At 48.8% G+C, this 26,160-nt stretch carries 27 protein-coding genes; 21 read left to right on the top strand and 6 right to left on the bottom strand.

All coding sequences use genetic code 11. From position 1 onward, the window contains the following. Positions 1-42 precede the first annotated feature (42 nt). The 15 genes from IEY46_RS11200 (at position 43) to IEY46_RS11135 (ending at position 16,975) form a co-directional block, all read left to right on the top strand. On the top strand, positions 43-1,959 hold the full coding sequence (locus tag IEY46_RS11200) for an ABC transporter permease subunit (RefSeq protein WP_229750236.1): 1,917 nt from the start codon (positions 43-45) through the stop codon (positions 1,957-1,959). A gap of 12 nt (positions 1,960-1,971) precedes the next feature. Continuing rightward, positions 1,972-2,811, top strand: a complete 840-nt coding sequence (locus tag IEY46_RS11195) for a carbohydrate ABC transporter permease (RefSeq protein WP_229750235.1) — start codon at positions 1,972-1,974, stop codon at positions 2,809-2,811. A gap of 75 nt (positions 2,812-2,886) precedes the next feature. Next, the gene (locus IEY46_RS11190; RefSeq protein ID WP_188992109.1) at positions 2,887-3,870 is read left to right on the top strand and encodes a sugar phosphate isomerase/epimerase family protein; all 984 of its coding nucleotides are present in this window, start codon (positions 2,887-2,889) and stop codon (positions 3,868-3,870) included. Positions 3,871-4,225: 355 nt separating this feature from the next. Further along, complete coding sequence (gene rhaA / locus IEY46_RS11185; RefSeq protein ID WP_188992108.1) at positions 4,226-5,503, top strand: L-rhamnose isomerase; 1,278 nt, start codon at positions 4,226-4,228, stop codon at positions 5,501-5,503. 281 nt (positions 5,504-5,784) lie between these two features. Further along, a complete protein-coding gene (locus IEY46_RS11180; RefSeq protein ID WP_188992107.1) occupies positions 5,785-5,955 on the top strand; it encodes an FGGY-family carbohydrate kinase in 171 nt (56 codons plus the stop codon). Continuing rightward, on the top strand, positions 5,952-6,179 hold the full coding sequence (locus IEY46_RS11175) for a hypothetical protein (protein ID WP_188992106.1): 228 nt from the start codon (positions 5,952-5,954) through the stop codon (positions 6,177-6,179). Before IEY46_RS11180 ends, IEY46_RS11175 begins: the two co-directional genes overlap by 4 nt. Then, positions 6,176-6,775: a histidine phosphatase family protein gene (locus tag IEY46_RS11170; protein ID WP_188992105.1), complete on the top strand. Its 600-nt coding sequence runs from the start codon at positions 6,176-6,178 to the stop codon at positions 6,773-6,775. Before IEY46_RS11175 ends, IEY46_RS11170 begins: the two co-directional genes overlap by 4 nt. A 29-nt stretch (positions 6,776-6,804) precedes the next feature. Continuing rightward, positions 6,805-7,206: a glycerophosphodiester phosphodiesterase gene (locus IEY46_RS36350; protein WP_229750234.1), complete on the top strand. Its 402-nt coding sequence runs from the start codon at positions 6,805-6,807 to the stop codon at positions 7,204-7,206. Beyond that, entirely contained in the window at positions 7,197-7,385 is a 189-nt protein-coding gene (locus IEY46_RS36345; RefSeq protein ID WP_229750233.1) for a PI-PLC domain-containing protein, read from the top strand. The genes IEY46_RS36350 and IEY46_RS36345 overlap by 10 nt, the downstream gene beginning before the upstream one ends. Positions 7,386-7,808: 423 nt before the next feature. Further along, entirely contained in the window at positions 7,809-9,593 is a 1,785-nt protein-coding gene (locus IEY46_RS11160) for a discoidin domain-containing protein (protein ID WP_188992104.1), read from the top strand. Positions 9,594-9,830: 237 nt separating this feature from the next. Further along, on the top strand, positions 9,831-11,510 hold the full coding sequence (locus tag IEY46_RS11155; protein ID WP_188992103.1) for an extracellular solute-binding protein: 1,680 nt from the start codon (positions 9,831-9,833) through the stop codon (positions 11,508-11,510). A gap of 28 nt (positions 11,511-11,538) precedes the next feature. After that, positions 11,539-12,444: an ABC transporter permease gene (locus IEY46_RS11150; protein WP_188992102.1), complete on the top strand. Its 906-nt coding sequence runs from the start codon at positions 11,539-11,541 to the stop codon at positions 12,442-12,444. 54 nt (positions 12,445-12,498) lie between these two features. Then, the gene (locus tag IEY46_RS11145) at positions 12,499-13,389 is read left to right on the top strand and encodes a carbohydrate ABC transporter permease (protein WP_188992101.1); all 891 of its coding nucleotides are present in this window, start codon (positions 12,499-12,501) and stop codon (positions 13,387-13,389) included. A 102-nt stretch (positions 13,390-13,491) separates the two neighbouring features. After that, positions 13,492-15,279: a sensor histidine kinase gene (locus IEY46_RS11140; RefSeq protein WP_188992100.1), complete on the top strand. Its 1,788-nt coding sequence runs from the start codon at positions 13,492-13,494 to the stop codon at positions 15,277-15,279. A gap of 22 nt (positions 15,280-15,301) precedes the next feature. Then, positions 15,302-16,975 (top strand): AraC family transcriptional regulator, encoded by a 1,674-nt coding sequence (locus IEY46_RS11135; protein WP_188992099.1) that lies wholly within the window; start codon positions 15,302-15,304, stop codon positions 16,973-16,975. 342 nt (positions 16,976-17,317) lie between these two features. Here IEY46_RS11135 and IEY46_RS11130 read toward each other — a convergent pair whose 3' ends face one another. Then, positions 17,318-17,722 (bottom strand): CBS domain-containing protein, encoded by a 405-nt coding sequence (locus IEY46_RS11130; RefSeq protein ID WP_188992098.1) that lies wholly within the window; start codon positions 17,720-17,722, stop codon positions 17,318-17,320. 249 nt (positions 17,723-17,971) lie between these two features. On the opposite strand from IEY46_RS11130, the gene IEY46_RS11125 reads away from it, so the two are divergent. From IEY46_RS11125 to IEY46_RS11105, 5 genes are all read left to right on the top strand, one after another. Next, a complete protein-coding gene (locus IEY46_RS11125) occupies positions 17,972-18,439 on the top strand; it encodes a GlcG/HbpS family heme-binding protein (protein WP_188992097.1) in 468 nt (155 codons plus the stop codon). A 348-nt stretch (positions 18,440-18,787) separates the two neighbouring features. Further along, complete coding sequence (locus tag IEY46_RS11120) at positions 18,788-19,414, top strand: hypothetical protein (protein ID WP_188992096.1); 627 nt, start codon at positions 18,788-18,790, stop codon at positions 19,412-19,414. Beyond that, entirely contained in the window at positions 19,411-19,926 is a 516-nt protein-coding gene (locus tag IEY46_RS11115; RefSeq protein WP_188992095.1) for an accessory gene regulator B family protein, read from the top strand. The genes IEY46_RS11120 and IEY46_RS11115 overlap by 4 nt, the downstream gene beginning before the upstream one ends. 6 nt (positions 19,927-19,932) lie before the next feature. Further along, a complete protein-coding gene (locus IEY46_RS11110) occupies positions 19,933-20,055 on the top strand; it encodes an AgrD family cyclic lactone autoinducer peptide (RefSeq protein WP_188992094.1) in 123 nt (40 codons plus the stop codon). A 24-nt stretch (positions 20,056-20,079) separates the two neighbouring features. Beyond that, positions 20,080-20,463, top strand: coding sequence for a LytTR family transcriptional regulator DNA-binding domain-containing protein (locus IEY46_RS11105; RefSeq protein ID WP_188992093.1), 384 nt, complete (start codon positions 20,080-20,082; stop codon positions 20,461-20,463). A 259-nt stretch (positions 20,464-20,722) separates the two neighbouring features. Here the strand turns inward: IEY46_RS11105 and IEY46_RS11100 are convergent, their stop codons facing one another. The 5 genes from IEY46_RS11100 to IEY46_RS11080 are packed head-to-tail and all read right to left on the bottom strand — an operon-like array spanning position 20,723 to position 25,034. Next, complete coding sequence (locus IEY46_RS11100) at positions 20,723-21,511, bottom strand: 3-hydroxybutyrate dehydrogenase (protein WP_188992092.1); 789 nt, start codon at positions 21,509-21,511, stop codon at positions 20,723-20,725. Next, positions 21,511-22,185 carry a 3-oxoacid CoA-transferase subunit B gene (locus tag IEY46_RS11095; RefSeq protein ID WP_188992091.1) on the bottom strand — a complete coding sequence of 225 codons (675 nt, stop codon included), beginning with the start codon at positions 22,183-22,185 and terminating at the stop codon, positions 21,511-21,513. The genes IEY46_RS11100 and IEY46_RS11095 overlap by 1 nt, the downstream gene beginning before the upstream one ends. Before the next feature lie 16 nt (positions 22,186-22,201). Then, positions 22,202-22,891, bottom strand: coding sequence for a CoA transferase subunit A (locus IEY46_RS11090; protein ID WP_188992090.1), 690 nt, complete (start codon positions 22,889-22,891; stop codon positions 22,202-22,204). Positions 22,892-22,932: 41 nt separating this feature from the next. After that, a complete protein-coding gene (locus IEY46_RS11085) occupies positions 22,933-24,144 on the bottom strand; it encodes an acetyl-CoA C-acetyltransferase (RefSeq protein WP_229750232.1) in 1,212 nt (403 codons plus the stop codon). A gap of 5 nt (positions 24,145-24,149) precedes the next feature. After that, positions 24,150-25,034, bottom strand: coding sequence for a 3-hydroxyacyl-CoA dehydrogenase family protein (locus tag IEY46_RS11080; RefSeq protein WP_188992088.1), 885 nt, complete (start codon positions 25,032-25,034; stop codon positions 24,150-24,152). A 115-nt stretch (positions 25,035-25,149) separates the two neighbouring features. Between IEY46_RS11080 and IEY46_RS11075 the strand changes: the two genes are divergently transcribed. Further along, on the top strand, positions 25,150-26,061 hold the full coding sequence (locus tag IEY46_RS11075) for a LysR family transcriptional regulator (RefSeq protein ID WP_188992087.1): 912 nt from the start codon (positions 25,150-25,152) through the stop codon (positions 26,059-26,061). Positions 26,062-26,160: the final 99 nt, after the last annotated feature.

Genomic DNA, 26,160 nt, shown 5'->3' with positions numbered 1-26,160 from the left:
CTAGACGCGGGGCCTTCATCTGTAGTAGATGGAGGGAAAAAAGTGAGGAAATTGATTTTGGCTTTCCTTGTCGGGTGCTGCCTGTTTCAGGCATGGCCAGTATTTGCTTCGGAAAGTCAGCAGTGGAAGGTTGGGGATGGGGGAACGATTACCTCGATCGTTGTTTCGGCGGATGGAGCTCGAATCGGGGTAGGGAGTGCTTCTGCGCAGGCAAGCGTGTTCGATGCGAAAGGTGATCCAATATTCCAGGTAACGGCACGTAACATCGTGACGGGTGTTGACCTGTTGGAGGATGGCACATTTCTGGTTTCATCCGATGACCGTCATTTATATGCTTATGGCTCGGATGGACATTTAATCTGGCAGGAAGATATGAAGTTAAGAGTCAAGGATATATCGGCATCGGCAGATGGAGCTGTTGCAGCCCTTATTCTCCAGGGCAGCACCGAGCTTGTGTACATTAATCCTGCCAATGGGAAAACCATTTCGTCTACGGAAATCGGAGTCACCCTCAAGACGGTTGAAGTTTCCGCTAATGGAGAATGGACGGCAGTCGGTGCCAGCGATCAATATGTCTATATGCTGAATCGTTCCGGAAAGATCCTGTATAAAACCGCGATCAGCGGTCCGATCCAGGCACTTGCCGTATCTGACCAGGGCGAGACTGTCGTTGGCTCCATTGGCGGAAATATCACCGTATACGACAGTAGCGGAAATTCAATGTCCTCTTTTGCGGTCAAAGACAATCCCACTTCTTTTACCGGATCAGCTAATGGCGAATATATCGGCGTATCGGATCTTTCGGGATCGATATATGTTTTTTCCCGCAGTGGTGTCAAGCTGTGGGAGACCAATGTGGGTACCATTGTCAGGCAAGTAGCTTTTGACCCGGAATCGAAAATGCTTTACAGCGGCACAGATACAGGAATCGTCACGGAGTATGATGTAAGCGCTACGCTGCAGAATGCAAAAAGGCAAGCCTCATTGACGATGATAGCGTGGATTAGCGGCATAGCACTCTTGGTCATTGGGCTGGCATGGCTGTTCATGATGATGAAAAAAAGGAATAAGTTATCCCTCTTGCGTTCCATTTGGAAGGCCCGGAGTATCTATATTGCACTGGTTCCCGGATTTGGTCTGTTGATTGTTTTTTTATACGTCCCCGCTTTCTCGGGATTGTTTCATTCCCTGTATGATTGGCATCCTGGAGGGAGGACTACGTTTGTCGGCCTGGATAACTTCAGGCGGATATTCCAGGATCCTTACGTCACCAGAGGAATAGACAATCTTGTCTTGTTGATTGTCACAGGCCTTATCAAGACCCTTGTGCCGCCATTAATTACAGCTGAGCTTATTTATCATCTGCGGGGCAAGCGGATGCAGTATGGATTTCGGACGATTTTTGTCTCCACAATGATTTTGCCGGGAGTAGCGTTAATGCTGATTTGGCAAAATATGTACGATCCGAATATGGGTCTGATCAATGAATTCCTGCAAACGGTTGGACTTGGGTCATGGGCACATGCTTGGCTAGGCGATCCAAAAACAGCGATTTGGGCCATTATTTTTATCGGTTTTCCATTTGTCGGTATTCTTCAACTGCTTGTCCTCTATGCGGGATTGCTCACGATTCCGGAGGAGCTTACCGAATCCGCCAAAATCGATGGAGCAGGATTATTTCGTATTATTCGTTCCATCCATCTACCCTTGCTGTCCGGTCAATTTAAATTTCTCATCATCCTGGGCTTGATTGGAATTATTCAGGATTTCGGCAGTATCCTGATCGTCACAGGCGGCGGTCCAATGGGCTCGACCTACGTTCCGGCGCTCCAGATGTATTATGCAGCGACACAGTTCAATGATTTGGGCTACGCTTCGGCCTTGGGCGTTTCCATGTTCGTTGTTATTTTGATTATTACAATCATTAATATGAGATTATTTAAAACTTCAAACGTATAGGAGGGGGCTTCCTTGGAAAATAACAAACTGCTTAACCGGAGGATAAGACAAGCCCTCGTTATCATTCCGCTTCTTATACTGGTTGGCTTCACCCTGTTGCCGATTGTGTTTATGCTGGTCAGCTCACTCAAGAGCAACGCACAGATTCTGAGCAGCTTCTGGTCATTGCCGTCACCCCCTCAATGGGATAACTATGCAGAGGCTTACAACAGCATTTGGCGATACGTAGCCAACACCGTTATTTATGCGGTTGCTGGCAGTATCTGCGTTATTATACTGTCGGCGATTAACGGGTATATATTCGCAAAAAAGATCTTCCCGGGCAAAGAGCTGCTGTTTATGGTAATGCTCGCCCTGTTGATGATTCCAGGCATATTGACCTTAATACCATCCTATGTGCTGTACTCAGAAATGGGCCTCACCAATACACCCTGGGTCATGATTGTTTCCAGCGCGGCAGGCGGTCAAGTATTCGGCACCTTTTTATGCCGCAGTTTCATGAGTGGCATTCCCGGAGAGCTTTTTGAGGCGGCACGGATAGACGGAGCCAGAGAGAAAACAGTATTTGTCCGAATCGTCATTCCGCTTTCATTGCCGATCCTGGCCACTATTCTGATTATGCAGTCAGTCGGCGTTTATAACGATTACATTTGGCCGCTGTTAACGATCCGCGATAGTAATATACAGGTTATCGCTGTCGGTCTGACCGTGTTTCAGAATCAGTTCGGAATAGCAGATAAAGGTGTAGTTTTCGCTGCTTATGCTCTATCTTCCGTTCCGCTGTTGGCCATATTCTCTTTCGGCATGAAATATTTCATTCAGGGTATGACGCAAGGGGCTTTAAAGATGTAGAGGACATAAACATATAAAACGAAGATCCTTTAGCTAAAGAAGTTAAATTTATCATCAGTATAGGAGGAATTTAGAATGGTCCCATTCTCTGTTATTTTATCCAATGTCGGCTCGTGTTCGGATCGTTTCTTGACTTCAGGGTATAGCGCACCTTTTGAAATAAAACAATTATTTGAACGGGTGAAAAAAATTCCTCAGGTGACAGGAGTGGAACTTATCGGTTCCTGGCATGTCACCGAGCAAAATGTGAAAGAGATCAAGAAGTATTTGGAGGAGTATCAACTGCAGCTGGTTTCGATAATTCCGGATCATTTTGGTCAAATGAAATGGAAATATGGCAGCTTTGCAGCCAAAGATCCCAATATCCGGGCAGAGGCTGTAGCACATACAAAGGAAATGATCGACGCGGCTTCGGAGCTTGGAGGTAATCTGATCAGCTTATGGCCTGGCCAAGATGGCTACGATTATCAGTTTCAAGGGGATTACATGACAGAACGGGATTGGTTTGCTGAAGGCATTAAAGAAGTATGCAATTATCGTTCGAATGTGAAAATCAGCCTGGAGTATAAAATCAAAGAACCTCGCACGCACAGCTATCTGAGCACTGTGGCAACCTCGCTTTTAATCGCCCAGGAAGTAGGCACAGATAATGTGGGTGTAACCATTGATTTCGGCCATGCGCTTAATGCCTATGAAACACCTGCAGAATCGGTTGCCTTATTGAAAAAATACGGAAACAAGCTGTTCCATGTGCATATGAATGATAATTTCCGCTTGTGGGATGATGACATGATCGTGGGAAGCGTACACACCATTGAGACTTTAGAATTCTTTTATTGGCTGAAGAAAACGAATTATCAAGGCTGGCTGTCCATTGATCAGTATCCCTATCGTGAGGATAGCCTTGAGGCTGTGCGTGAAGGAGTAAATGCGATGGAGAATTTTGTTCATTTAGTGGACCGGATGAATTCGGAAGAAGTCGATGAAATGATTCGCCGCGGCAAGTCTCCGGAAATTTCAGCCTATCTCAGGAAGCTTTTATTGCATGCTAAAGATTAGGAGGGTGTTTCCATCCTATTATAGAAGATCCAGAAATTTCACAGCTAAGAATACGAGGCGTACAATAGCCGGTTCCAGAGTCAATGTGGAACCGGTTATTGCAGCCTTTCAAGGGAAATGCGGGCGATGAGTTGTCAGGCTGCGCGTTGACTCACACGGACATCGATCGCTTAAGAATATTTTTTAACCGATCCGTAGAAATTGCCTTGAATTGTCCCGATCAGCATAGTTATACGCCAGATCAGCCTAGAATTAGAAGGATGAATCTGTCATACTTGAATGTGAGATTTCAACCAAAGGATCTGTTCATTCGGGTTACATACCCGTATGATCCATTACATAAGGAGGCTTGACGATGACAATTAAAGCAAGCTATGAAGAAGCCAAGAAGCTGTACGCACAGCATGGTATCGATGTGGACGAGGTTCTGCGCAAGCTGGAGGAAATCAAAATCTCCGTTCATTGCTGGCAAGGCGACGATGTCCGCGGTTTTCTGTTTCAGGATCAGGAACTGACCGGCGGGATCTCGGTGACGGGAAATTACCCGGGTGCCGCACGCACCCCCAATGAGCTTCGTAAGGATATGGAGAAAGCGTTTTCACTCATTCCTGGCAAACATAAAGTAAACTTGCACGCGATCTATGCGGACACAAACGAGAAGGTGGATCTCAATGAGCTGGAGCCGCGTCATTTCCAGTCCTGGGTAGATTGGGCGAAGGAGCAGGGACTTGGGCTCGATTTTAATCCAACCTGCTTCTCCCACGAGAAATCCAAGGACGGCTTAACGCTGAGTCATCCGGACGCGGAAATCCGCAAATTCTGGATCGACCACTGTAAGGCTTCGCGGAAAATCGGCGCCTACTTCGGCGAACAGCTGGGCCAGACCTGCGTAACCAATGTCTGGGTACCAGACGGATACAAGGATATCCCCGCTGACCGCTTGACGCCGCGCCGCCGCCTGAAGGAAGCGCTTGACGAGGTATTTGCGGAAGAGCTTGATCCCAAACATAATCTTGATGCGGTGGAAAGCAAGCTGTTCGGACTCGGAGCAGAAGCTTATACGGTAGGCTCCCATGAGTTCTATATGGGCTACGGCATTCAGAACGACAAGCTAATTTGTCTGGACGCCGGACATTTCCACCCAACGGAAGTCATTTCCAACAAGCTGTCTTCACTGTCCTTATTTACGAACGGCATTCTGCTGCATGTCAGCCGTCCGGTTCGTTGGGACAGCGACCATGTTGTTGTTCTGGACGACGAGCTGCTGGATATTGGCCGGGAACTCGTACGCAACGATCTTCTGGGGACTACGCATATTGGTCTGGATTTCTTTGACGCCAGCATCAACCGTGTGGCGGCATGGGTTATTGGAACGCGCAATACGATTAAAGCCCTCCTGCGGGCTATGCTCGAACCAGTGGAAGCGCTCAAGCAGGCAGAGCTTGAAGGCGATTATACAACCCGTCTTGCATTGGCCGAGGAGTTCAAATCATATCCTTTCGGCGCAATCTGGGATTATTATTGCGAGAAAACCGGCGTGCCGGTTCGAGAAGCCTGGCTGTCCGAGGTCAAGGCATATGAAAAATCCGTGCTGCTCGGCCGCGAGGAATCAGCTCCGACCGTTCATCAATAAACAACAGAACCCGTCGGTATCGACATACATGAGGTGCATGATCCGTGCACCTCATTTTTTTATGCTCACATAAACAGGCCATAGACAGCTTCAATGATGCCAGCTTTGCTTGTGACACCGGATATGAAGCTTCAATTCTCCAATCTGATTTTCCGCCTGATGTGCAAGAAGACCGATGTTAATCTCATTAAATATTAACATTATTAATCAGTTTGCGTCCAACAAACGAGGATGGGCTGAACTGGCTCTAAAAAATCTATGGTAACAGTTGGAGCCCTTTGGTGTTTGCCTCCCGCATGGAAGGCGTCGCTTATCTGGAGCGTCTTTCCTATAAAATGATCGAAAGCTTGTCCGGCGAAAAGGTAACCCGGTTGTATACCGCAGGTGGCGCTAGCAAAAGCTTGACCTGGCTCACCATCCGCAGCAGTGTCATGGGGATGCTATCCACATGATGAAGTTTACCGAAGGAGCAGCCGGCGCCACTGTGTTGGCTGCATCTCAAACGTGGTTCTCTGGCGTGGAGGAAGCAGGAAGTGCGATGATCTTGCCGGAACGGACGGTTGAGCCAGCCAGCGCAGGGCTATGTGAGCAGTATGAGGAAAGATATCGACTATTTGTAAGTCAACTAACAGATAAAGGCTACATAAGCAAGGCAAAGGGAGGTGAAGCAACATGACTCGATTTTACTTGATGCGGCACGGGGAGACCGAATGGAACCGAGATCGCAACCGCTACTGCGGCCGTTCGGATATCCCGCTATCGGATGTGGGAAGGGAACAGGCTGCTGCTGCTTCCTTGCAGCTGGTGGGGATCGATCTCGTGTATGCGTCTGATCTACGTCGAGCCATCGATACGGCGACCTTCATTGCTCAGCATAGGCAGCTCCCGATTCTGATGGATGAGCGGTTGACGGAAGCGGACTTTGGAAGCTGGGATGGCCTTTGGGGTAATGATATTGAGGAACGGTATCCGGACTGCTGGAACAGTTGGAAGGCCGATCCGACAAGCGTCAAGGCTGGTGAAACCGGTGAGTCAGGCTTGGAGATTTACAGGAGGATGGATGGATTCTTTAAAGAGAAAGCGATGGAGCATCCGGGGAAGCGCATCCTAGTCGTCAGTCATAGTACCGCTATCCGAATCTATTTGGCTGGTATGCTGTCCATGCCACTCAGAGCCTACAGGCAGCTGACCGTATCCAACGCCACGATCTCCGTGCTGGAAACGTCCGAAGAGGAAGGCATGCGGCTGCTGCTGTTGAACGGCACATACTAGGCACGCATTTTTATAAATTAAAGGAGTGATTGACCGATGGCAGTAAGAGGAATTGCACACCGGGGTATTCGGGGCGTTATCCGGAGAACACGATTGCAGCTTTCCAAGCAGCTTGCGAGTTGGAATTCACCCATTTGGAATTGGATGTTCACTTAAGCAAGGACGGTATCCCAATGGTCCTTCATGACAAGACGCTGGACCGGATGACCGATGGGAAAGGACTCGTGAAGGATTACACGTCTGAAGTGTTGAGCCGATTCCGGGTCGGAGGCACGGAGGTGATCCCCACGCTGGAGGAAGTGCTTCTTCTGTTGAAGGACCGCCTGATCGTCAGGATCGAGATAAGCAAGAGGGAGAATTGTACCCCGGACTGGAGCAGGCGGTATCGGATGTGGTGCGCAAGGCGGGGATGCTCGAGCAGGTGTATGTAATCTCTTTCGACCATTTTTCCATCGCCCGCTTAAGGGAGCTGGACATGGACATTCCGCTTGGCCTTGTTTTTCATGGCAGCATGCCTCACTTCTTCCCCTTCATGAAGGAGATCGACGCCACTTATTTGTGTGTGAGACTATCCTTCCTAACGGAATCCTATGCCCGTACGATCGAGTAGAATGGTATTCAACTCGCAGCCTGGCCGGTCGATCGCGAAGAGGATATGGAGCTTGTCCTGAGCAAGTATCCATCCGCCTTAATTTGCACGAACTATTTGGAAAGATGGAAAATGGTGATTGAGCAAAGAAAGGCGTAGTCCCTTATAATAGTCAGGCTGTCCATCCCACAAGTAACCGGTGCAAGCAACTCAACGGCTGCCGGAGCTTGTGGTTTTTGGGTTTTCTGCGCCTAAGATGTTGACAGATGACACGAAATGCGAACACTTTCCACTGTGGGAGAATGGGGCCTTTCTATAGAATGAAAGAGACAGGATGAATGCGGCTGACAATCATAAGGAGGTGTAGCGAAACGGAGAAGGATCCACGGAGATGCCGCTTTGTTAAAGTAGAGGAGTGCATCAATATCAAAGGAGGTTTTTGATATGAAAAGAAAAGGTGTCCATTTAAAGCTTTCCATCGGTTTTCTCGCGATCATCTTCATGTCTTCTCCACATTCCGCATTAGCATGGGGGGGAGTAACAACAAGGGGCGCTGATTTAACGAGCAGCAACAACTCCGGTCACGGTAAGATCACTATGAGTGCCTATAATGACACACGCGCCTCATCCTTTAAAAGCTACATGAATTCGATACCTGATACTGGTTATGGATTAATGGGACCGCGATTATTGAAATATGTTGCAGAGGCCGATGTTGCTGATGAGAAAAAATGGGTCGCCGAGTTGGACGATCCCGGTAATCCGGAAACTCCCATTTCAATTGATATTTCTGAAAATGCCGCGAATGACAGCGTCATCCATGTGGCTGCGCATCAGGTTACCAATTTGAAAAATGATGCCCGAATGAACAACGCACTCGAAATGCTGAAGCTCGCCATTCACTGGAAAAAACAAAATCAAAAACCCGAGCTTCAATTCAGACTGCTTGCCAATGGCGTACATTTATTGCAGGACTATTTTGCCCATCTGGACGCCGGTCATGATCCTGGAAATCCGCATAATATTGACGCCAATTTGAAAGTGGACAACAATGGGGATGGAATCCCCGAAACACCGGTAGGGGATGGCAACGTTATGGATAGCCTTAACTGGGATAATCATTCCGATCATAATAGCGGGCTTCCATATGATATGAGAATATCAGATGTATATAATTTAACCTATTGGCACAAGGATACGAATTGGAACAATAATTATCGTTTTAAGCAGTGTACAGAATTGAGCATTAACTACTTCAATGCTTTCATGTCCGAAACGGAAGCAGACTTTGAAAAGTCACTGAATCAAGGTTTTGTTGTAAACGGAAGTACAACGACTTATATTAACTACATTAGCAAAGTCGTAGTTGATAATACAAGCAATTATGCCACATTCGATTCAGCCTGGCCAGTCTCTACAAGCGGGCCCGGATACTGGGGAACCAATTATGCTTATGATGGGACCAGTGGAGCAGATGCATCATCGAGATGGGCAAAATTCTCAACGCCGGATGCAGATTCCTGGTATACCTTTAAACCAGGCAAGTACAACATTTATATGAGATGGACGGCAGGAGTCGACAGACCTGATGCAGCGCCTCTGGAAATTGCTTATAATGGCGGAACGGATACATCAAAAGTTGTAAATCAGAAGATAAACGGGGATAAATGGAATCTAATCGGAACTTATGATCTGGCTCCAACGGGCGGCTATGTTAAGATCCTCACTACCGATGCAGGAAACACAATAGCGGATGCGGTAATGTTTGTAAAAACCGTAGAAAACGATCCCGTTCAAAATATAACCGCCTCCAGTTCGCATGAAGGATCTGGGTGGTCAATTAGTAAAATATTTGATGGACTAAGATCTTCTTTGTCGGGGCTGTTGGGCTGGAGCAGCCAGAACAGTACTTCCACAAATCATACCGAATGGGTTACAGCGGACATAGGGAGCAATAAAACGATAAGCCGCGTAGATCTTTATCCGAGAAACGACAATACGAATTTGGGTAATTGCTTCCCCATTGATTTTACCATTCAGGTGTCCACAGACAACGTCAACTGGACCACAATGATAACGAGAACGAACTATGCCAAGCCGGGAAATCAGGTACAGAGCTTCACATTCGCACCGCAGTCTGCGAAGTATGTTAAGGTCACAGGTACTAACCTGAGAACCGATGTATATGGGTCTTACAGAATGCAGTTTGCCGAGATTGAAGTATATTAAGGTCTTGTCATGTGAATGCGGAACAGGAAGGGGTTGTCCTTTGGGGGACAGCCCCTTCTGCCGATTCGGCCTGCTGCGTGATTTCCCCATTGAAGTTCACGGGTTGGATAAATAGATTGAGAGAATGCACAACTGCTTGAGAGTTTATTCTACCTCGCTGAACATGGGTTTGTTAGACTAAAAGTACAGCAAGAATAGTCCTTATACATACAATTCCTAATTTATGGAGGGGTACACTTGAAACACCAAAAAAAGAAGGTCATGCTCATCTCGATGGTTCTTGCTCTATCTTCCATGCTCTCTGCATGCTCAAGCAGCAACGGCAATAAAACAGAGGCGCCTAAGGAAAACAAGCCAACCGCAACCGTAAACGGCAACCCGAGCGAACAAAGTCCTGAGGCCAAATACGATCCGCCTGTTACGGTTACGATGGTGCGGGATATGCCGGGAGGCCTTACGTTTCCTGAGGGAGATACGCTGGACAGCAACGTGATGACGAAACTGCTCGAGCAGACGTACGGCATCAAGATCATCAATAACTGGGTAACCGATGGCGCAGCATATAACGACAAATTGAACTTGTCTATCGCTTCGGGAGATCTGCCGGATATATTCCGCGTCCAAGCAACCCAGCTTAAGCAATTGATCGATGCCGGGATGGTAGCGGATCTTACGGACGTCTATAAGAAGAACATTACACCGCTAGCCGACGAGAAGCTGCGGTCCGATAATGGCGTTGGTCTTTCTTCCGCCACGATAGACAATAAGCTAATGGCGATCCCGTACATCACAGCGGCAACCGAAGGGGCGCAAATGATCTGGCTGCGCAAGGACTGGCTGGACAATGTGGGCTTATCGGCACCGAAGTCAATGGACGATGTCTACAAAATATCCAAGGCGTTCAAAGAGAATGACCCGGACAAGAACGGCAAGAACGATACATTCGGCTTCGGCTTCTACTCCAACATTTTCGGCGGCTTCGGCGGGATGACCGGCTTCTTCAACGGCTTCCATGCCTATAAGAATAGCTGGATCAAGGATCCAGAGGGTGGTAGCGGGCTCGTCCAGGGAAATATTCAACCGGAGATGAAGATAGCGCTCGCCAAGCTGCAGGAACTGTACAAGTCTGGGGAAATCGACAAGGAATTTTCCGTCAAGACGGCGGATCAACTGCTCACAGATGCGGTAAACGGCAAGGTCGGCATGTTTTTCGGCGGGTTCGCGGAGCCGCTTAACAAGCTGAACAAAGCCGTTACGGCCAACCCTGATCAAGTCTGGGAAATGTATCCCTTGCAGTCGATCGACGACAAGCCGGCTCTGTCGCAAGTGTCTGCGATGCCCGGTTCGTACTGGGTGGTCAACAAGAAGAGCAAGAATCCAGCTGTGATCGTCAAGATGATGAACCTGTATGTCGAGAAAATATTCGGTGAAACAGCGGACTTTAAGTATATGTATGATGGTGACTTTGCCGTTTATCAGTATCAGGATGTGAAGACGTTCGGCGCTACGAAGAATCTGGAACATCATTTGGCGATCAAGGAAGCGCTCAGCACAGGCAACATGAGTAAGCTGAATCCCGAAGGCAAAGGCTATTTCGATCAGGTGAAGCAGTATCAGGCCGGCGACAAGTCGATGTGGAGATATGCCAAGATATTCGGACCTGAGGGTTCGGAGGCAGTAATCAATAAATATGTAACGGAAAAGCTGCTCAATTACGATCAGTTCTATGGAATCCCATCTGAACTGATGGTGGATAGGAACAGCACGCTGAACGATTTGACCGTCGAGACTTTTACGAAAATATTGCTCGGTGAATCCATTGACTTGTTCGACAAGTACGTATCGGACTGGAATCGACTCGGCGGCACCGAAATTACGAAAGAGGTCAACGACTGGTTAGCAAGCCAGAAAAAATAATTGTGATTGATGATAGGGGTGATTCAGAATGCGGAACAATTCGAAGACGATGTATGCGCGATGGCCTCTGCATCTGATGCTGTTGCCCGGGTTGATCTTGTTGGCCGTCTATCATTTCATCCCTATGCTGGGCATATCGCTGGCTTTCCAGAGTTTCAAGCCGGCGATGGGTATATTCGGATCGAAGTGGGTGGGGTGGGATAATTTTACCTACATGATGGCGCTGCCCAATATTTACAGGGTCATTTGGAATACGGTCTACATTGCGGTGCTGAAAGTGATCGCCGGTCTAGCTTTTCCTATTCTGGTGGCCCTGCTGATTAATGAAATTCGCATTCATTTCGTCAAGCGCAGCATTCAGACGTTGATCTATTTACCGCATTTCCTATCCTGGATCATTTTGGGCGGCATCTTCATCGACATCTTGTCGCCCTCGACCGGGATCGTTAACACGCTTATTAAAAGTCTTGGATTCGAGCCGGTGTTTTTCCTCGGGGAGCCTAAGGTGTTTCCTTATGTACTCGTCAGCACGGATCTATGGAAAGATTTCGGTTTCAGCACCATCGTCTATTTGGCTGCCATAACGAGCATTAACCCGAATTTATATGAAGCGGCGGTAGTCGACGGAGCGAACCGGTGGAGACAGATCAGGCACATCACGCTGCCCGGGATGACCCCCATTATCGTGCTGCTCGCTACCTTGAGCCTGGGGCAAATATTGAATGCAGGATTCGACCAGGTGTTCAACATGTACAACTCGGCAGTCTATGATACCGGGGATATTATTGACACGCTTGTGTATCGGATGGGGATCCAGCAGGCCAAATATTCGCTTGCGACGGCGGTGGGACTATTCAAATCCGTCGTGTCCTTTATCCTTATCTCGGTTTCCTACTTTTTGGCGTACCGACTTGCTAATTACCGTATTTTCTAGATTGACTGCTTATGATGTGCGTTTCAGAAGTAATGCTGGAGGGGAGGACGGCACTTGATAAAGGATGTTACGCTGTCTTCAAGATTGTTTTCTATTTGCAATTACTTGTTTCTTACGCTTCTTTCATTCTCGTGCATATTTCCGATCATTCACATATTTTCGATCTCCTTCAGTTCTGACCTGGCGGTGACAGCGGGTGACGTGAAGCTGTGGCCAGTCGACTTCACGACGGATGCTTACCGGATTGTGTTGGCTAAAGCGGAATTTGTACGCTCCATCGGCGTTTCCGTCCAAAGGGTACTGCTTGGTGTTTCGATCAACATGTTTATGGCGGTCACGATGGCATATCCGCTATCGAAGGAAGCTCGGGTATTTCCACAGCGTACGCTGTATGCATGGATTATCGTATTCACCATTTTGTTCCACGGCGGTCTGATTCCTACTTTTATGACCGTACGCGCCACAGGAATACTGGATACGATCTGGGCGCTGGTTCTTCCCGGGGCTGTACCGGTGTTCAATGTACTGCTGCTCTTGAACTTCTTCCGCGGCTTGCCGAAGGAGTTGGATGAGGCGGCGATGATGGACGGAGCGGGGCATATGACAACACTGATCAAGATTTATCTGCCACTGTCGCTGCCGGCCCTTGCGACCATTGGTTTGTTCAGCACGGTGGGTCATTGGAACGCTTGGTTCGACGGGATGATCTACATGAATTCGCCTGTTCATTATCCGCTGCAGACCTATCTTCGGACAATCGTGATCGATCTCGATTTGAGTACACTAAGCGGAACCGGAGATACGCTCAAGGAGTATGACAAAGTATCCGCCAGAACGGTACGGGCGGCACAAATTTTTCTCGGCGCCTTACCGATTTTGATGATTTATCCGTTTCTTCAGCGGTATTTTACGAAAGGCATCGTTCTTGGCAGCGTGAAAGAATGAACATTTCCGGAATGTTCTGTCCTTGATTCAGGGGCAGGACATTCTTTGATTTCTGTCGAACCATTAGACATGGAAGGATGTTAACCAAGGGAAGGGGATTCTATGGGAGTTCTAGGAAAGCTGCTGAATATTTATCCGAAACTCATCGTATCCTTCCTCCTCGTCTTGACTCCGGTGTATGTCATCAGCTTGATGATGAACAACTATGGTGCGAGCAACGTACGCGCGAAGATCGAAGATGCCATGAAATCCCGCGTTGGCTTTTATATTCGACAGTTGGAGGGCGATTTCAGCCTCATTACCCGGACGCAAGAAGAGTTTGTCAATTACAGGGACGTGAGGATGCTCAGTAGCAAAGGCGAGGTGTACAGCGATAATGACTGGCGCAACGCGGTTCTGAACGTCCGCAGCAGGCTGATCAGTCTTAGCAATTCCAGCAATTATGTTCGGTCGGCGAGTGTTTACTTGCCTTCGGTGAACAGGCTTATTTCGTCCGCAAATACATACGATTTGCTTCCGGATGAGGAATACAAAGCTTTGAAGGGAGTCAGCCAACGGCTTGCCGATCCGTTTGTCTATTGGAACAACCGCTTGTACATCAGCTTCCCCTACTCGAATCTGGCGCTGATTAATGGCAGAGAGCCGTCATTTCTGGTTAGTGCCGAGATCGCTACTGAAAAAGTCGGCGAAATGCTTGACAGCTTAATGATTGATGAAAGCGGAGGGACGATGGTTGTGGGTCGGGATGGAAGGTGGGTGCTGACCGGGAAGAAGGGCAACACGGAATTGGAGCGGGAGATGCTGACCTATGTGCAGCAGAACATAGATCCAAGTGCCCCAGCACAGGAGACGGTAAAGAAAGACATCCACGTAAAGACGGTGCAGTTTGGGGGTCAATCGTATTGGGTGTACGCGGAGGATTCGCGCGATATGGGTTTTTCTCTGCTTATGTATACGCCGGAATCAGAGATGTTGGGCTCCTTGAAGCAGTATCGCGTTTGGTTCTGGGTCCTCTCGTTCATCTCCCTGCTTGTAATAATCCTGTTCTCTTACTGGATATTTCTGCAGATCCACCAACCGCTGTTGCGGTTAATTCGCGCTTTCCGCGGGATGGAGAACGGAAAGAACGAAGCCCTTGTGTATAAGCGGTCGGACGAATTCGGCTACCTGTACCAGCAGTACAATCAGACAACCAACCGGATCCAGGAACTGATCCATGAAGTGTACGAACAGAACTATAGGGCCAACTTGTCTGAGCTACGGCAGCTCCAATCGCAGATCAACCCCCATTTTCTATATAACAACTTTTACATCTTGTACCGGCTGGCCCGAAACGGGGAAAACGAGAAAATAGCGGAATTCACGTCGTTTCTTGGCAAATATTTTAAATTTATTACTCGAACGCACAAAGGAACCATTCGGCTTGAAGAAGAGACGGCTTTTTCACGATTATATGTAGACATTCAGACCTTCCGATTCGAAGAGCGGATCGAGGCTCGGTTCGAAGAGCTGCCCCCTGCTTATGCGGATGCGATGGTGCCTAAGCTGATCTTGCAGCCGATCCTTGAGAACGTCTACCAGCACGGGATGCGCAACACCCTTGAAGGGGGATTGCTGGAGGTCCGGTTCGATCCTCAAGAGGAAGGTCTCGATATTATTGTGGAAGACAACGGGGAACCGATGCCTGACGTGGAATATGAGGACCTACAACTCAAGCTGCAGGCAACCGGATGGTTGGATGTGGAGACGACGGGACTGGTCAACGTTCACAGAAGGCTGCGCCTGGAGTTCGGCAATAGGGGAGGCGTAACGTTCAGCCGCAAGTCTGGCGGAGGCAATCAAGTCGTTATCAGCATTCCGAATGTCAGGGAAAAGAGAGCGGAGGATTAAGTTCAACTGGGGAGAGATAGCCATGTACAAATTATTGATCGTCGACGATGAACCGAAGATAGTCAACGGCTTGTACGAGCAGTTTCTGGAATGGGGCCACGTCGAGATGGAAGTGTATCGGGCTTACTCGGCGGTTGAAGCATTGCGAATCGTTAGTACGGCTAAAATGGACATCGTCCTGACTGACTTTCATATGCCGGTCATGAGCGGGCTGGAGCTTCAAGTTCGGATTCTGGAATTGTGGCCGCGTTGCAAAATCATTTTTTTGACCGGATACGAAGATTTCGACTATATCCAATCGGCCTTTAGGCAGGGTGGAATCGACTATATTTTGAAGCTGGAGGATGACCAGGTCGTGTTTGACGCGGTTGACAAAGCAATCACGCTACTCCAGGACGAGTTGAAGGTGGAACAATTCATGATGAGGGCTGAACGTCAAGTGCGGGAAGCGGTTCCGCTGCTGCGCAAGGAATATTTGAGCGATCTGTTGGAAGGGGATCTCGTTCCTGGAGATGTAACGAACAAGCGCTTGAAGGAACTGGACATCCCACTCGCTGCGGACGAGAACGTGCTTCTGGTAGCAGGCAGGATCGATTCCTGGCGGGAGGATGTTCTGAGCTTGTCGGATAAGTCGTTATTTCAATTTGCGGTTCAGAATATATTTGCCGAGTATATGAGGACATGGAACGTCATTTCCTGGAGTACTCGGCATGCCGAGCTGGTCTGGCTCATTCAGCCAGTTCAACCGGATGCGGCAGCAAGGGCGGAGGAATGGCGCAAATGCGAGACGTTCTTGCATTATACGCTGCCCGATATCCAGGCGAGTTGCGTTCAACTGCTTCAGGTGCAGCTGTCCCTCGTCATCAGCAGCTCATCTTGTGAATGGGTGGAACTAGGCAGGCAGTATATGAAGCTGCAGAACATTTTGCATCAAGGACTTGGCCGGGGACGGGAAGTGATTTTGTTCGAGCCCAAAGACAATGAAGTTCCGCAGGAAGGAAGCGCTACTCCCGGAGGTGCCGTACATCGCGGAGTGCTCCTGGTCAAGAGAATCAAGCAGCTGGAGTGGCAGCTGGAGAGCGGTCAAAAAGAGGAGTTCGCCAGAATGTTTCGGGAAATTGCGGCGACCGTCAGAACGATCGCCCTGGAAGGGGAGAAAGGAACGCTTCTGGTGGAGATCCACTATACGTTCAGTGCGATGTTCCTGTCCTACTTGAACAGGTGGCAGCTGTTCGAGGAAGTTTCGGCTACAGTCCGAACGGAACCACTGTTGAATGCATCCTTGTTTCACAGTTGGAGCGAAGCGGAGTCGTATTATGCAAGTTTGTATGAGTTGCTGTTCTCCCTTAAAACAAACGAGCAGAAGGACCGCATCCGGCAAATTGTGTCCGACGTCAATCAATACATCGAACAGCATTTATCCGAGCCGCTGTCGCTCGATGTTCTGGCCGATCATGTCTACTTGCATCCGACTTATTTGTCCAAGCTCTATAAACAGGCTACCAGTGTGGGGGTATCCGATTGGATCAAGGACCGGCGGCTCAAACGGGCGAAGGAACTACTGGCTAATTCTCGCTTGAAAGTGCATGAAATCGCGGGGGCGGTCGGCTTCGAGTCAGGACAGTATTTTGCTAAAGTGTTCAAGAAGGAAACGAACTGCACTCCACAGGAGTATAGAACGTTGCGCTTGGTGTGAGGAAGAGTAATTGCTATATTCTGACAAAGTGGCATCTGCTGCATTTCCCGCCACGATGCCAGCTTTGCTTGCGATTCCCTGGGCGAATCCCTTTTACCGCTAGCATTTGCCTAAGATAGAAGAAATATGCCCGACCGTTATAATGGGAAATATTACGCATCGATGACATAGTAGAGCCTTGGATGGGAGAAGATCAAGAGAGGCTGGGAGAGGAGAATGGATTGGAAACAACTGCCCGTACTTGAATCGCGAAGCTGCTCGCCCGCACGCATGTCCCTGATAACAGCATAAAAGCGGGACAGCCTGCGGTCAGCTTCGTCCGATCAAACGGTAATAGTGGACTTAATCGGTTATATTGCGGGTATAGTATTCAATGATATCTTTGCGGCGGATAATCCCCAAGAATACGCGGTCGTTGTTGACGACGGGCACAAAGTTCTGGTCGGCCGCCAGAGCCAGCATATCATCCATTTGCGCATTAATCGATACGCATTCATTGCGACTGCGTTTTTTTATGTCTGTGATGGGGAATTCATGCATGTTGTCAAAATGCAGACCGGGGGTGTTTTTGAGCTTCCACAGCAGGTCGCCTTCCGATAAGGTTCCCATATATTTGCCTTCGCCGTTAATAATAGGAATGGCGGAATAATGAGACTGCTCCAAGTGATCCATCGCTTCTTTCATGGACATGGAGGAGGTGATGAAGGCCACTTTATCTTTGGGAAACAAGAAAGTTGATATCTGCATATGTGATCTACTCCTTTACGATGAATGATATTGGGCTACTTCCATTAAAACATACTTTGCGGGTGAAACGCATTATTTAAGGTCTGGGAATGGTTCAAAACTGTGGATATGGAAACGGCAGGGGTAAATCCGACGGGATGAGCAGCAGTCGATTTGCCGTTAACGGGGTAAGTGTCGTTCTTTCCTTATTCACTTCATTAGGCAGTTGGTCATACACTGTCATATATGACCTAAGGAGTGGATTCGCGAATGCGGCTTACATTGGAAATGGCAAAAATCCTGCTTATGGAGGGAGAGAAGAAAGCGAAAGAGATGGGCCTCGCGGCAGATATCGCTGTTGTTGACGACGGGGGGAATCTCATTGCTTTCTACCGGATGGATCATGCGCGGATTGGAGGGATCAATATTTCCCAGAATAAAGCTTGGACCAGCGTCGCGCTGCAAACGCCGACCGCAAACCTGGCGCAAGCAGCCCAACCCGGCGGGCCATCTTTTGGTATCAATACAACAAATAACGGGAGAATCGTTATTCTTGGCGGAGGGATTCCGCTTACAAAAGAGGGCAGGATCATCGGAGGCATCGGGGTCAGCGGTGGTACAAGCGCACAGGATGTTGAGGTGGCAAGTGCCGTCGTTAAAGCCTTTGACAACATGCATGGGACCGCCCCAACCAGGAGTCTTCAAGCCCGAATTGGGTCGATTACACAGTTTTCCTGATAACTGCGGCTATTCATGAAAATGGAGAAGCAGGCCTATTGAAATCGTTCTTCATTTTGATCTTGCCCCTAAAAAAAGGATTGGTTATCATCCATTAACTGGAAGTTGGGAAGCTAAATGAGAGCTTCTCTTTTTTTTGTGATTCACAGAATTAGCTTCCTGCCTTTTTTGAAAAACTTTGATAGGACTTGTCCGATAAGCTCGAAGGAATATAGACTTTCTTGTTGAATCTTATACAAAGAAGTGATTGCCGATTTCGCAAACATCCGGCATGATAGAGTTAGGCCTCCCTTACTAGGACGAGGTTACATAGACAGATTATATTTTCTTCTGGGGATGGTTGAATAAATGGGCGGTTTCTTGTTGTTTATGTTTTTTTCCACGATTGAAGGTATTTCGATCTATGCATTGGCGTTATATGTGTTCCGCTATAATTTTTTGAGATATTTGGGTCATTCGCTGGTTATTATCGAGTTGATCAATTTCCAGAATTATTTAACCCGAGAAGAAATTTCGTCACTGTCTTATATGGCTCCTGTTATTAATCTGCTGATTACCGCGTTATTTTTCAAAACAATTGCCAGGATTCCGCTAATCGGCGCATTTTTAATGACCGTGGTTGGATTCGCGGGATTCATTGTCACACAAGCCGCTTTGATAGAAATCTTGTTTTCCATGGATCAGGTCCAGTCCGATCCGGTTAAAGGGCGAATCATCCAATTGGCTACCGGAGCGTTGGTCATGTTTGTCGGATGGGCGATATACAGATTAGGCTACGGGTTTACGAAGGATTTCGAGCACTTGAGATTCCATTGGGAGCATCTGCTTGTCATCACGCTGATCATCGTGTTCATTTTATTGCTGGGTCTGATGATGTATTTCATGAATGTGTTTGCAAGCCTGATCGGTTTTCTGCTGGCTCTTATGGTGTTCTTGTATTACGCGATCCGGAAGGAGGCTACTGACAACAATTGATTAACGCGTTGTCTCATAAACTAGCCGTCGGCATTAAGTCCAAGGTGCCTGACCATCCGGCAAGCATTGCGGTGCTTCAATACTCGTTATCTATGGTTCTGAATACCGTCTTCATCCTAGGTCTGTCTTTCCTGATTTCGCTGTTTACCGGCAGATCTTTGGAAACATTAGTTGCTCTTGCCGGATTTGCCGCTTTGCGCCAAATATCCGGCGGATACCATTTGAAATCTGGTATCATGTGCATTCTGGTATCCACTGCGGGTATCACCGCGATAACCTTTGCGGATTTTGGTTCTCTGGTTACGTTGATCCTTAACGCAGGCGCTTTACTGCTGGCCCTCGTGTTTGCGCCTTCACGGATAGACCGGCAGACGAGAATCCCTAAAGAGTATTTCGGTTACCTGAAGCTTGGATCCATGGCACTGATTGTCATAAGCGGTTTCGTCGGCTACTCTGTGCTTGCAGCTGCTTTTTTTGTACAAGCTCTGACTTTGATTCGGACAAGGAGGTGATATCAAATGAAAAAAAATCTGTACTCTTTACTGGCAACAGTGCTTGCTTCCGCTGCTGTAGTGGTTGTAAGCACAGCTAGCTGGGCGTTCATTCATCAGCCAGAAACACCTGAAGAGCTTCTCAAGTAATAAAGTTTCAGGGGATGGTAAACCATGCAGCAATGCAAACAATTGTCTGTCTCACTCGATATTGACGGAAAAAAAGGGCTTCAGCTTATTAATATCAATGACATGATCTATTTTGAGTATGACGGGATTATTAACAGAATTATGATTCACACGTTAAAAGAAAAGTTTTACACCATGGGCACTTTAAAGTACTTTGTGGAGCTGTTAAACAACAGCGGCTTTAATTTTAAAGTAGTAGACAGAAACAACGTGGTTAACATTGACAACATCGTTTACCTGGACGGTTCGACCAAAAAAGCCTATTTTGAATATCCCGTCGTGTCGGGCTCAAAAGGGTGCACCTTCTCGGGCAAACTGTTCGATGAAGTGTACAAGGATCTAGCGGGTGGATCGGTAATCACAACATAATGTTTAACTGCGGGCTGCGCCAATAGGTGCAGCTTTTTTTGATATCAATTGGAAATGCTTCATTCCCCGCAGCAATATCGCGCTCGGCCTGGTCTGTCAAGGGATAACGATTTTATAAACAACAAAAAAAGCAGCATAGGCAAATCCCAGCTGCAAAGGTAGCATGGATCAACAAAAAAGCGATAAACTCCCGGGGGGACTCTCGAGATTCTCCCTCCATGTTGGAACGTGATAACGAAATAATGAAAGGAGGTTATCCTTATTGCGCCGTATAACCTCCATCCAGCACGATGGCCTGGCCTGTCACGCCTTTGGCCTGCTCGCTTGCCAAGAATAAGGCATAATTTGCAACCTCGTCCGCTTCCAGTAAACGCCGTTGGGGGACAAGTGGGTAGATGACGTCTTCCAATACATTCTCCAGCGCCACCTGGCGAGTCTGGGCAAGCTCTTGAAGCTGTCCCCGAACCAATGGGGTATCCACATAACCCGGACAAAGCGCGTTAACGGTTATTCCATACGGGGCAGCTTCCAATGCGGCGACCTTCGTTAAGCCGATGACGCCATGTTTGGCGCTGTTATAAGCCGCTTTGCCCGCAAATCCGACCAGTCCGTTAATGGAAGAAAGATTAAGAATTCGGCCGTATCCTTGCTGCTTCATATAGGGGAGTGCGTGTTTAATGGCGATGAAGGGGGCTGTGAGCATAATTTTGAGCATCAGCTCGAATTTCTCCGTCGGGAAATCCTCAATGGGAGCTACATGCTGGATTCCTGCATTGTTGATCAGGACGTCCAATCTTCCAAAACGCTGGGCGGTCCGGGCAATGAGCCCGGAGATATCTTCTTCCAGGGTCACATCTGCCTGGATGGCAGCAACGTTGCTGCCAGAGCGGGCGAGCTGCTGCACCGCTGCCTCCAATACCGGACCATTGCGGTCCGATAATACGACAGCAGCGCCTTGATGGGCGAAAGCTTCAGCAATCCTAAATCCGATGCCCTGCGCGGAACCGGTCACGATGACGGTGCGCCCTGCGAATGAGGAACTGTCCATTAATAAGCCCCCATCAGAACATGCTCCGGAACAATCAGCTCTGGCTGCGTGGCCTCCCGGATATCATCGACTGTATAACCGTCGGCAACCTCCACGAGAAGCAAACCTCGGATTGTGATATCGATGACAGCGCGGTCTGTAATGACACGGTTGACAACTTGCTTGCCTGTAAGGGGCAGACTGCATCGATTTAATATTTTGGGCTGACCTGCTTTATTAACATGATCCATAATAACAACAATTTTTTTCGCGCCATGAACCAGATCCATCGCGCCTCCCATACCTTTGACCATCTTGCCCGGAATTGTCCAGTTGGCCAAATCTCCTGCTTCGGACACTTCCATGCCGCCCAGTATGGCCAGATCGATATGTCCGCCACGTATCATGGCGAAGGAATCCGCGCTGCTGAAATAGGAAGCGCCCGAAATGGCTGTCACCGTTTCCTTGCCGGCGTTTATAAGATCCGGATCAACCTGGTCGGGAAGCGGATAAGGTCCGATGCCAAGCAGTCCATTTTCTGATTGCAGCACGACCTGTTTGTCCGGGGAGATGTAGTTGGCTACCAGAGTAGGAATCCCGATACCCAGATTGACATAATAGCCGTTTAGCAATTCTTTTTCCGCGCGCCGCGCAATGCGCTCCCGAATCCCCCTTTGATCATTCATTTCATCCATCTCCTTTCCTTGATTTTTATGAACGTGTCGTAAGCCGTTCAATTCTTTTCTCTTGCGCACCAACGATGATTTGTTGCACATAGATGCCCGGAATATCAATCATTTCGGGATCCAGGCTGCCGATTTCCACCAATTCCTCGACTTCTGCAATCGTTACGCGGCCTGCGCTTGCCATCATCGGGTTGAAGTTGCGGGCGGTCTTGTTAAACACGAGATTGCCCATCCGATCCGCCCGGGCTGCGCGAATCAAGCTGAAGTCGGCCGTTAATGCCTGTTCCAGAATATACTCCTTGCCATCGAAAATACGGGTTTCCCGTCCCTCTGCCAGGGGGGTTCCGACACCTGCTGGAGTATAGAATGCAGGTATGCCCGCGCCACCGGCTCTGATGCGCTCGGCAAGCGTACCTTGCGGCACCAGTTGTGCCTCGATTTCACCGCTGAGCACCTGACGCTCGAACTCTTTGTTTTCCCCAACATAAGAGGCGATAATTTTTTTGATCTGTTTGTTTCTAAGCAGCAGGCCAAGTCCCCAATCGTCGATACCGCAGTTGTTGGAGATCACGGTTAGGCTATTGACTCCGCTTTCAGCCAATGCTGCGATCAGCTGTTCCGGAATGCCGACGAGGCCGAAGCCTCCGACCATCAGTGTCGCGCCGTCGGGGATTGCTTTAACCGCCTCGGTAAACGAATTCAAAATTTGCTTCATGAGAAGGGTCTCCTTTCCGGATTTCGATGCTTGTATAACAGTTAATGCTTGGCATAAAAGCCCTCAACAACCGTTGCAATGCCTTGCCCGCCGCCGATACACAAGGAAGCCAATCCCAGGCGAGTGCCTCTGCGCTGCATTTCATACAGCAAGGTGACGAGTACGCGGGCACCGCTTGCGCCGATCGGATGGCCGAGGGCGATCGCTCCGCCATTGACGTTAAAAATCCCGGGATCATAATCAAAATGCTTGCTGTAGGCTAAAGCTTGAGCGGCGAAGGCTTCGTTCACTTCAAGCAGCCCAATATCTTGCATGGTCAAGCCAGCTTTTGAGAGCGCCCGCTCGGTTGCCGGAACCGGACCGATCCCCATCATCGATGGTTCCACACCAGCTGAAGCGTGGGAACGCAGAATGGCAAGCGGCTTAATGCCGAGCGCCGCTGCACGCCGTTCGGACATCAAGATGAGCGCGGCTGCACCGTCATTAATCCCAGAAGCGTTGCCTGCAGTCACGATGCCACCCTGCTTGAATGCGGGGCGAAGTCCGGCAAGGGCCTCCAGAGTCGTATCGGGGCGCGGATGTTCATCCTTGCTTACAGCGATTGCGTCGCCTTTTCTTTGCGGAATGCTCACGGCGACTATTTCGTCATCGAATCTTCCCGCATCGGCTGCTGCCTTGGTTTTTTGTTGGCTTTCCCATGCGAATTGGTCGAGCTGCTGACGCGTGAAGCCGTAATGCCCGCTAATGTTCTCGGCGGTGATGCCCATATGGTAGTCGTTTGCTGCACACCATAGCCCATCTTGAATCATGGTGTCTACAACGGTCTGGTTGCCCAACCGGTATCCGGAACGCGCACCCGGCAGCAAATAGGGGGCGAGAGACATATTCTCCATGCCCCCGGCTGCAACAATTTCGCTATCGCCGCAAAGAATGGCGTTGTATCCCATGCTGACTGCCTTCATTCCTGAGCCGCATACATGGTTAATGGTCATCGCGGGGGTTTCAACGGTAAGCCCTGCGCCCATGGCGGCTTGCCGGGCAGGGTTCTGACCAAGACCGGCCTGCAGGACATTGCCCATAATAACCTCATCAACTTGCCGGGCATCGATTCCTGCACGCCGGACAGCTTCTGCGATAGCGATGGAGCCAAGTTGAACGGCAGATACGTCCTTAAATATTCCATTAAAGCTGCCGATGGGGGTGCGTACCGCGCTGGCAATAACCACGGTGTTTGCTGCGTTCCTTTCGTCCAATGCAATCATCCCTCCTGATTTATGTTCGTCTTGAATGAAACCAATCGCTGCATATTTCCCGCCAGCTGCTCAGAAGTGCGTGAAGAATCCTCGTATTCATAGAAGCCACGGCCGCTCTTAACGCCAAGCTCGCCGCTGGCGGCCTTTTCCAGAATGGACTGCGGTGCCTGAGAACTGTTAGCGAGCTTAGGAAAAAGGTTTCCGGTGACCTTGGACCAAATATCCAAGCCGCCAAGATCAGCAATTTCGAACGGACCCTTGAAAGCCCAACGCAGTCCAAGACCTTCTTTTACGGCCGTATCGATCTGCCCAGCATCGGCTACACCTTTTTCCAACAGATAACAGGCCTCTCTCATGAGAGCAGCTTGCAGGCGATTGGCGATAAAACCGGGAATATCCTTACGCAAAACAACAGGTGATTTGCCGCACCGCTGCAGCACGGAGGTAACCTCATCCAAGATGTCTGGAGAAGTGGATGGCAAGCCGACAATCTCGACCAATGGGATGTGGTCCGCCGGATTAAAGAAATGGGTGATCATCATTCGATTGCCAATCGTTAAATCCGAAGCCAATTCTTCAAGAGCGAAAGTGGATGTGTTGGAGGCGACGATGGCTTGTGGTTTAATGAGAGACCCCAATCTTTGAAATATTTCACGTTTTACAGCCAATTGTTCGGGAGCGGACTCGACAATCAGATCCGCTTCTACAACCGCTTTCTCAAAATCGCTCATAAGTACGATGGAAAATGTTTTGGATGATTGATGCACGCTTTCGGGAAGCGAGGGAAGATTCGGATCGTACAAAGTCACGTGATAGTCATGACTGGCAAAAAGCCGGGCGATTCCAAGGCCCATCGTTCCTGCACCAAGAACGGTAATAGTCGTGATCATAATAAACCTCCTAATGGGATTTATAGATTTATTTTACATGGGGCAGTTCTATGAGTAAAATACATATATAGAATATTATTTATTCCAGATAGCTATATATATGGGTGGGGAAAAGATGGATTTGCGGCAATTAAGTTATTTTCTGGAGGTCGCACGGTATGCCAGTTTCTCCAAAGCGAGTCAAGCGATTCATCTCTCGCAGCCAACGCTCAGTAAAATGGTAAAAAATCTGGAGGATGAGCTGGGCTTGGTGCTGCTGGACCGTTCAACGCGAAGAGTTGTACTGACAGAAGCGGGCAGGGTCGTGCAGGCGCATGCCCAGACGGTGATCAATGCCTCACAGCAGCTACTGGCGGCGGTATTGGATTTGAAGGAGATGAGGCAGGGGCAGTTTACGCTTGGATTACCCCCTGTTATTGGAGCGAGTTTCTTCCCAAAAGTTATAGCGGAGTTCCACCAGATCCATCCGGATATCACGATTCAGATCGTGGAGGAAGGAGGCAAACGGATTGAACAGCTTCTCCTGGAGGGGGAAATCGATTTGGGGGTTGTCGTACTGCCAGTAGATGAAGTCGTATTCGAGGTTGTTCCGATCGTGAAGCGTCATCTTAATCTGGTTGTGCCGCTCGAGCATCCCCTGTCGAATAGACGGAAAGTTCGCCTTGCAGAATTAAAGGAAGAACCATTTATTCTGTTTCGACAGGAATTTAATTTGCATGATCGCGTTAAGGAAGCTTGCATTGGTGAGGGGTTTGAGCCCCGGGTAGCTTACGAGAGTTCGCAGTGGGATTTCATCTACGAACTGATCTGTGCCAACCAGGGCATATCTTTGCTTCCGGAAACGATATGCGCGAAGCTTGATCCAGCCAAGGTTCGTGTCATTCGTCAAATAGAACCAGGCATCCATTGGGATTTAGCAATCATTTGGAAGAAGGGCGGCTACATTTCCCATGCGGCGCAAGGGTGGATTGACTTCGCTTTGCGTGTGCTGATTCCGGGCAGCAGTGATCGCAATCCGTCCTCTTAACCAGGATGACGATTAAGCAGTAACTACCGGTTTCAAGATTGATTTCGCTGTCAGGACTGAGGGGCAGCCCACTTTATTTACATGATGAACGTTGAAGGA

The sequence above is a fragment of the Paenibacillus nasutitermitis genome (assembly GCF_014641075.1).
GTDB lineage: Bacteria > Bacillota > Bacilli > Paenibacillales > Paenibacillaceae > Paenibacillus_Z > Paenibacillus_Z nasutitermitis.
The sequence above is the reverse complement of the archived record's forward strand: the minus strand, read 5'-3'. Positions and strand labels throughout refer to the sequence as shown.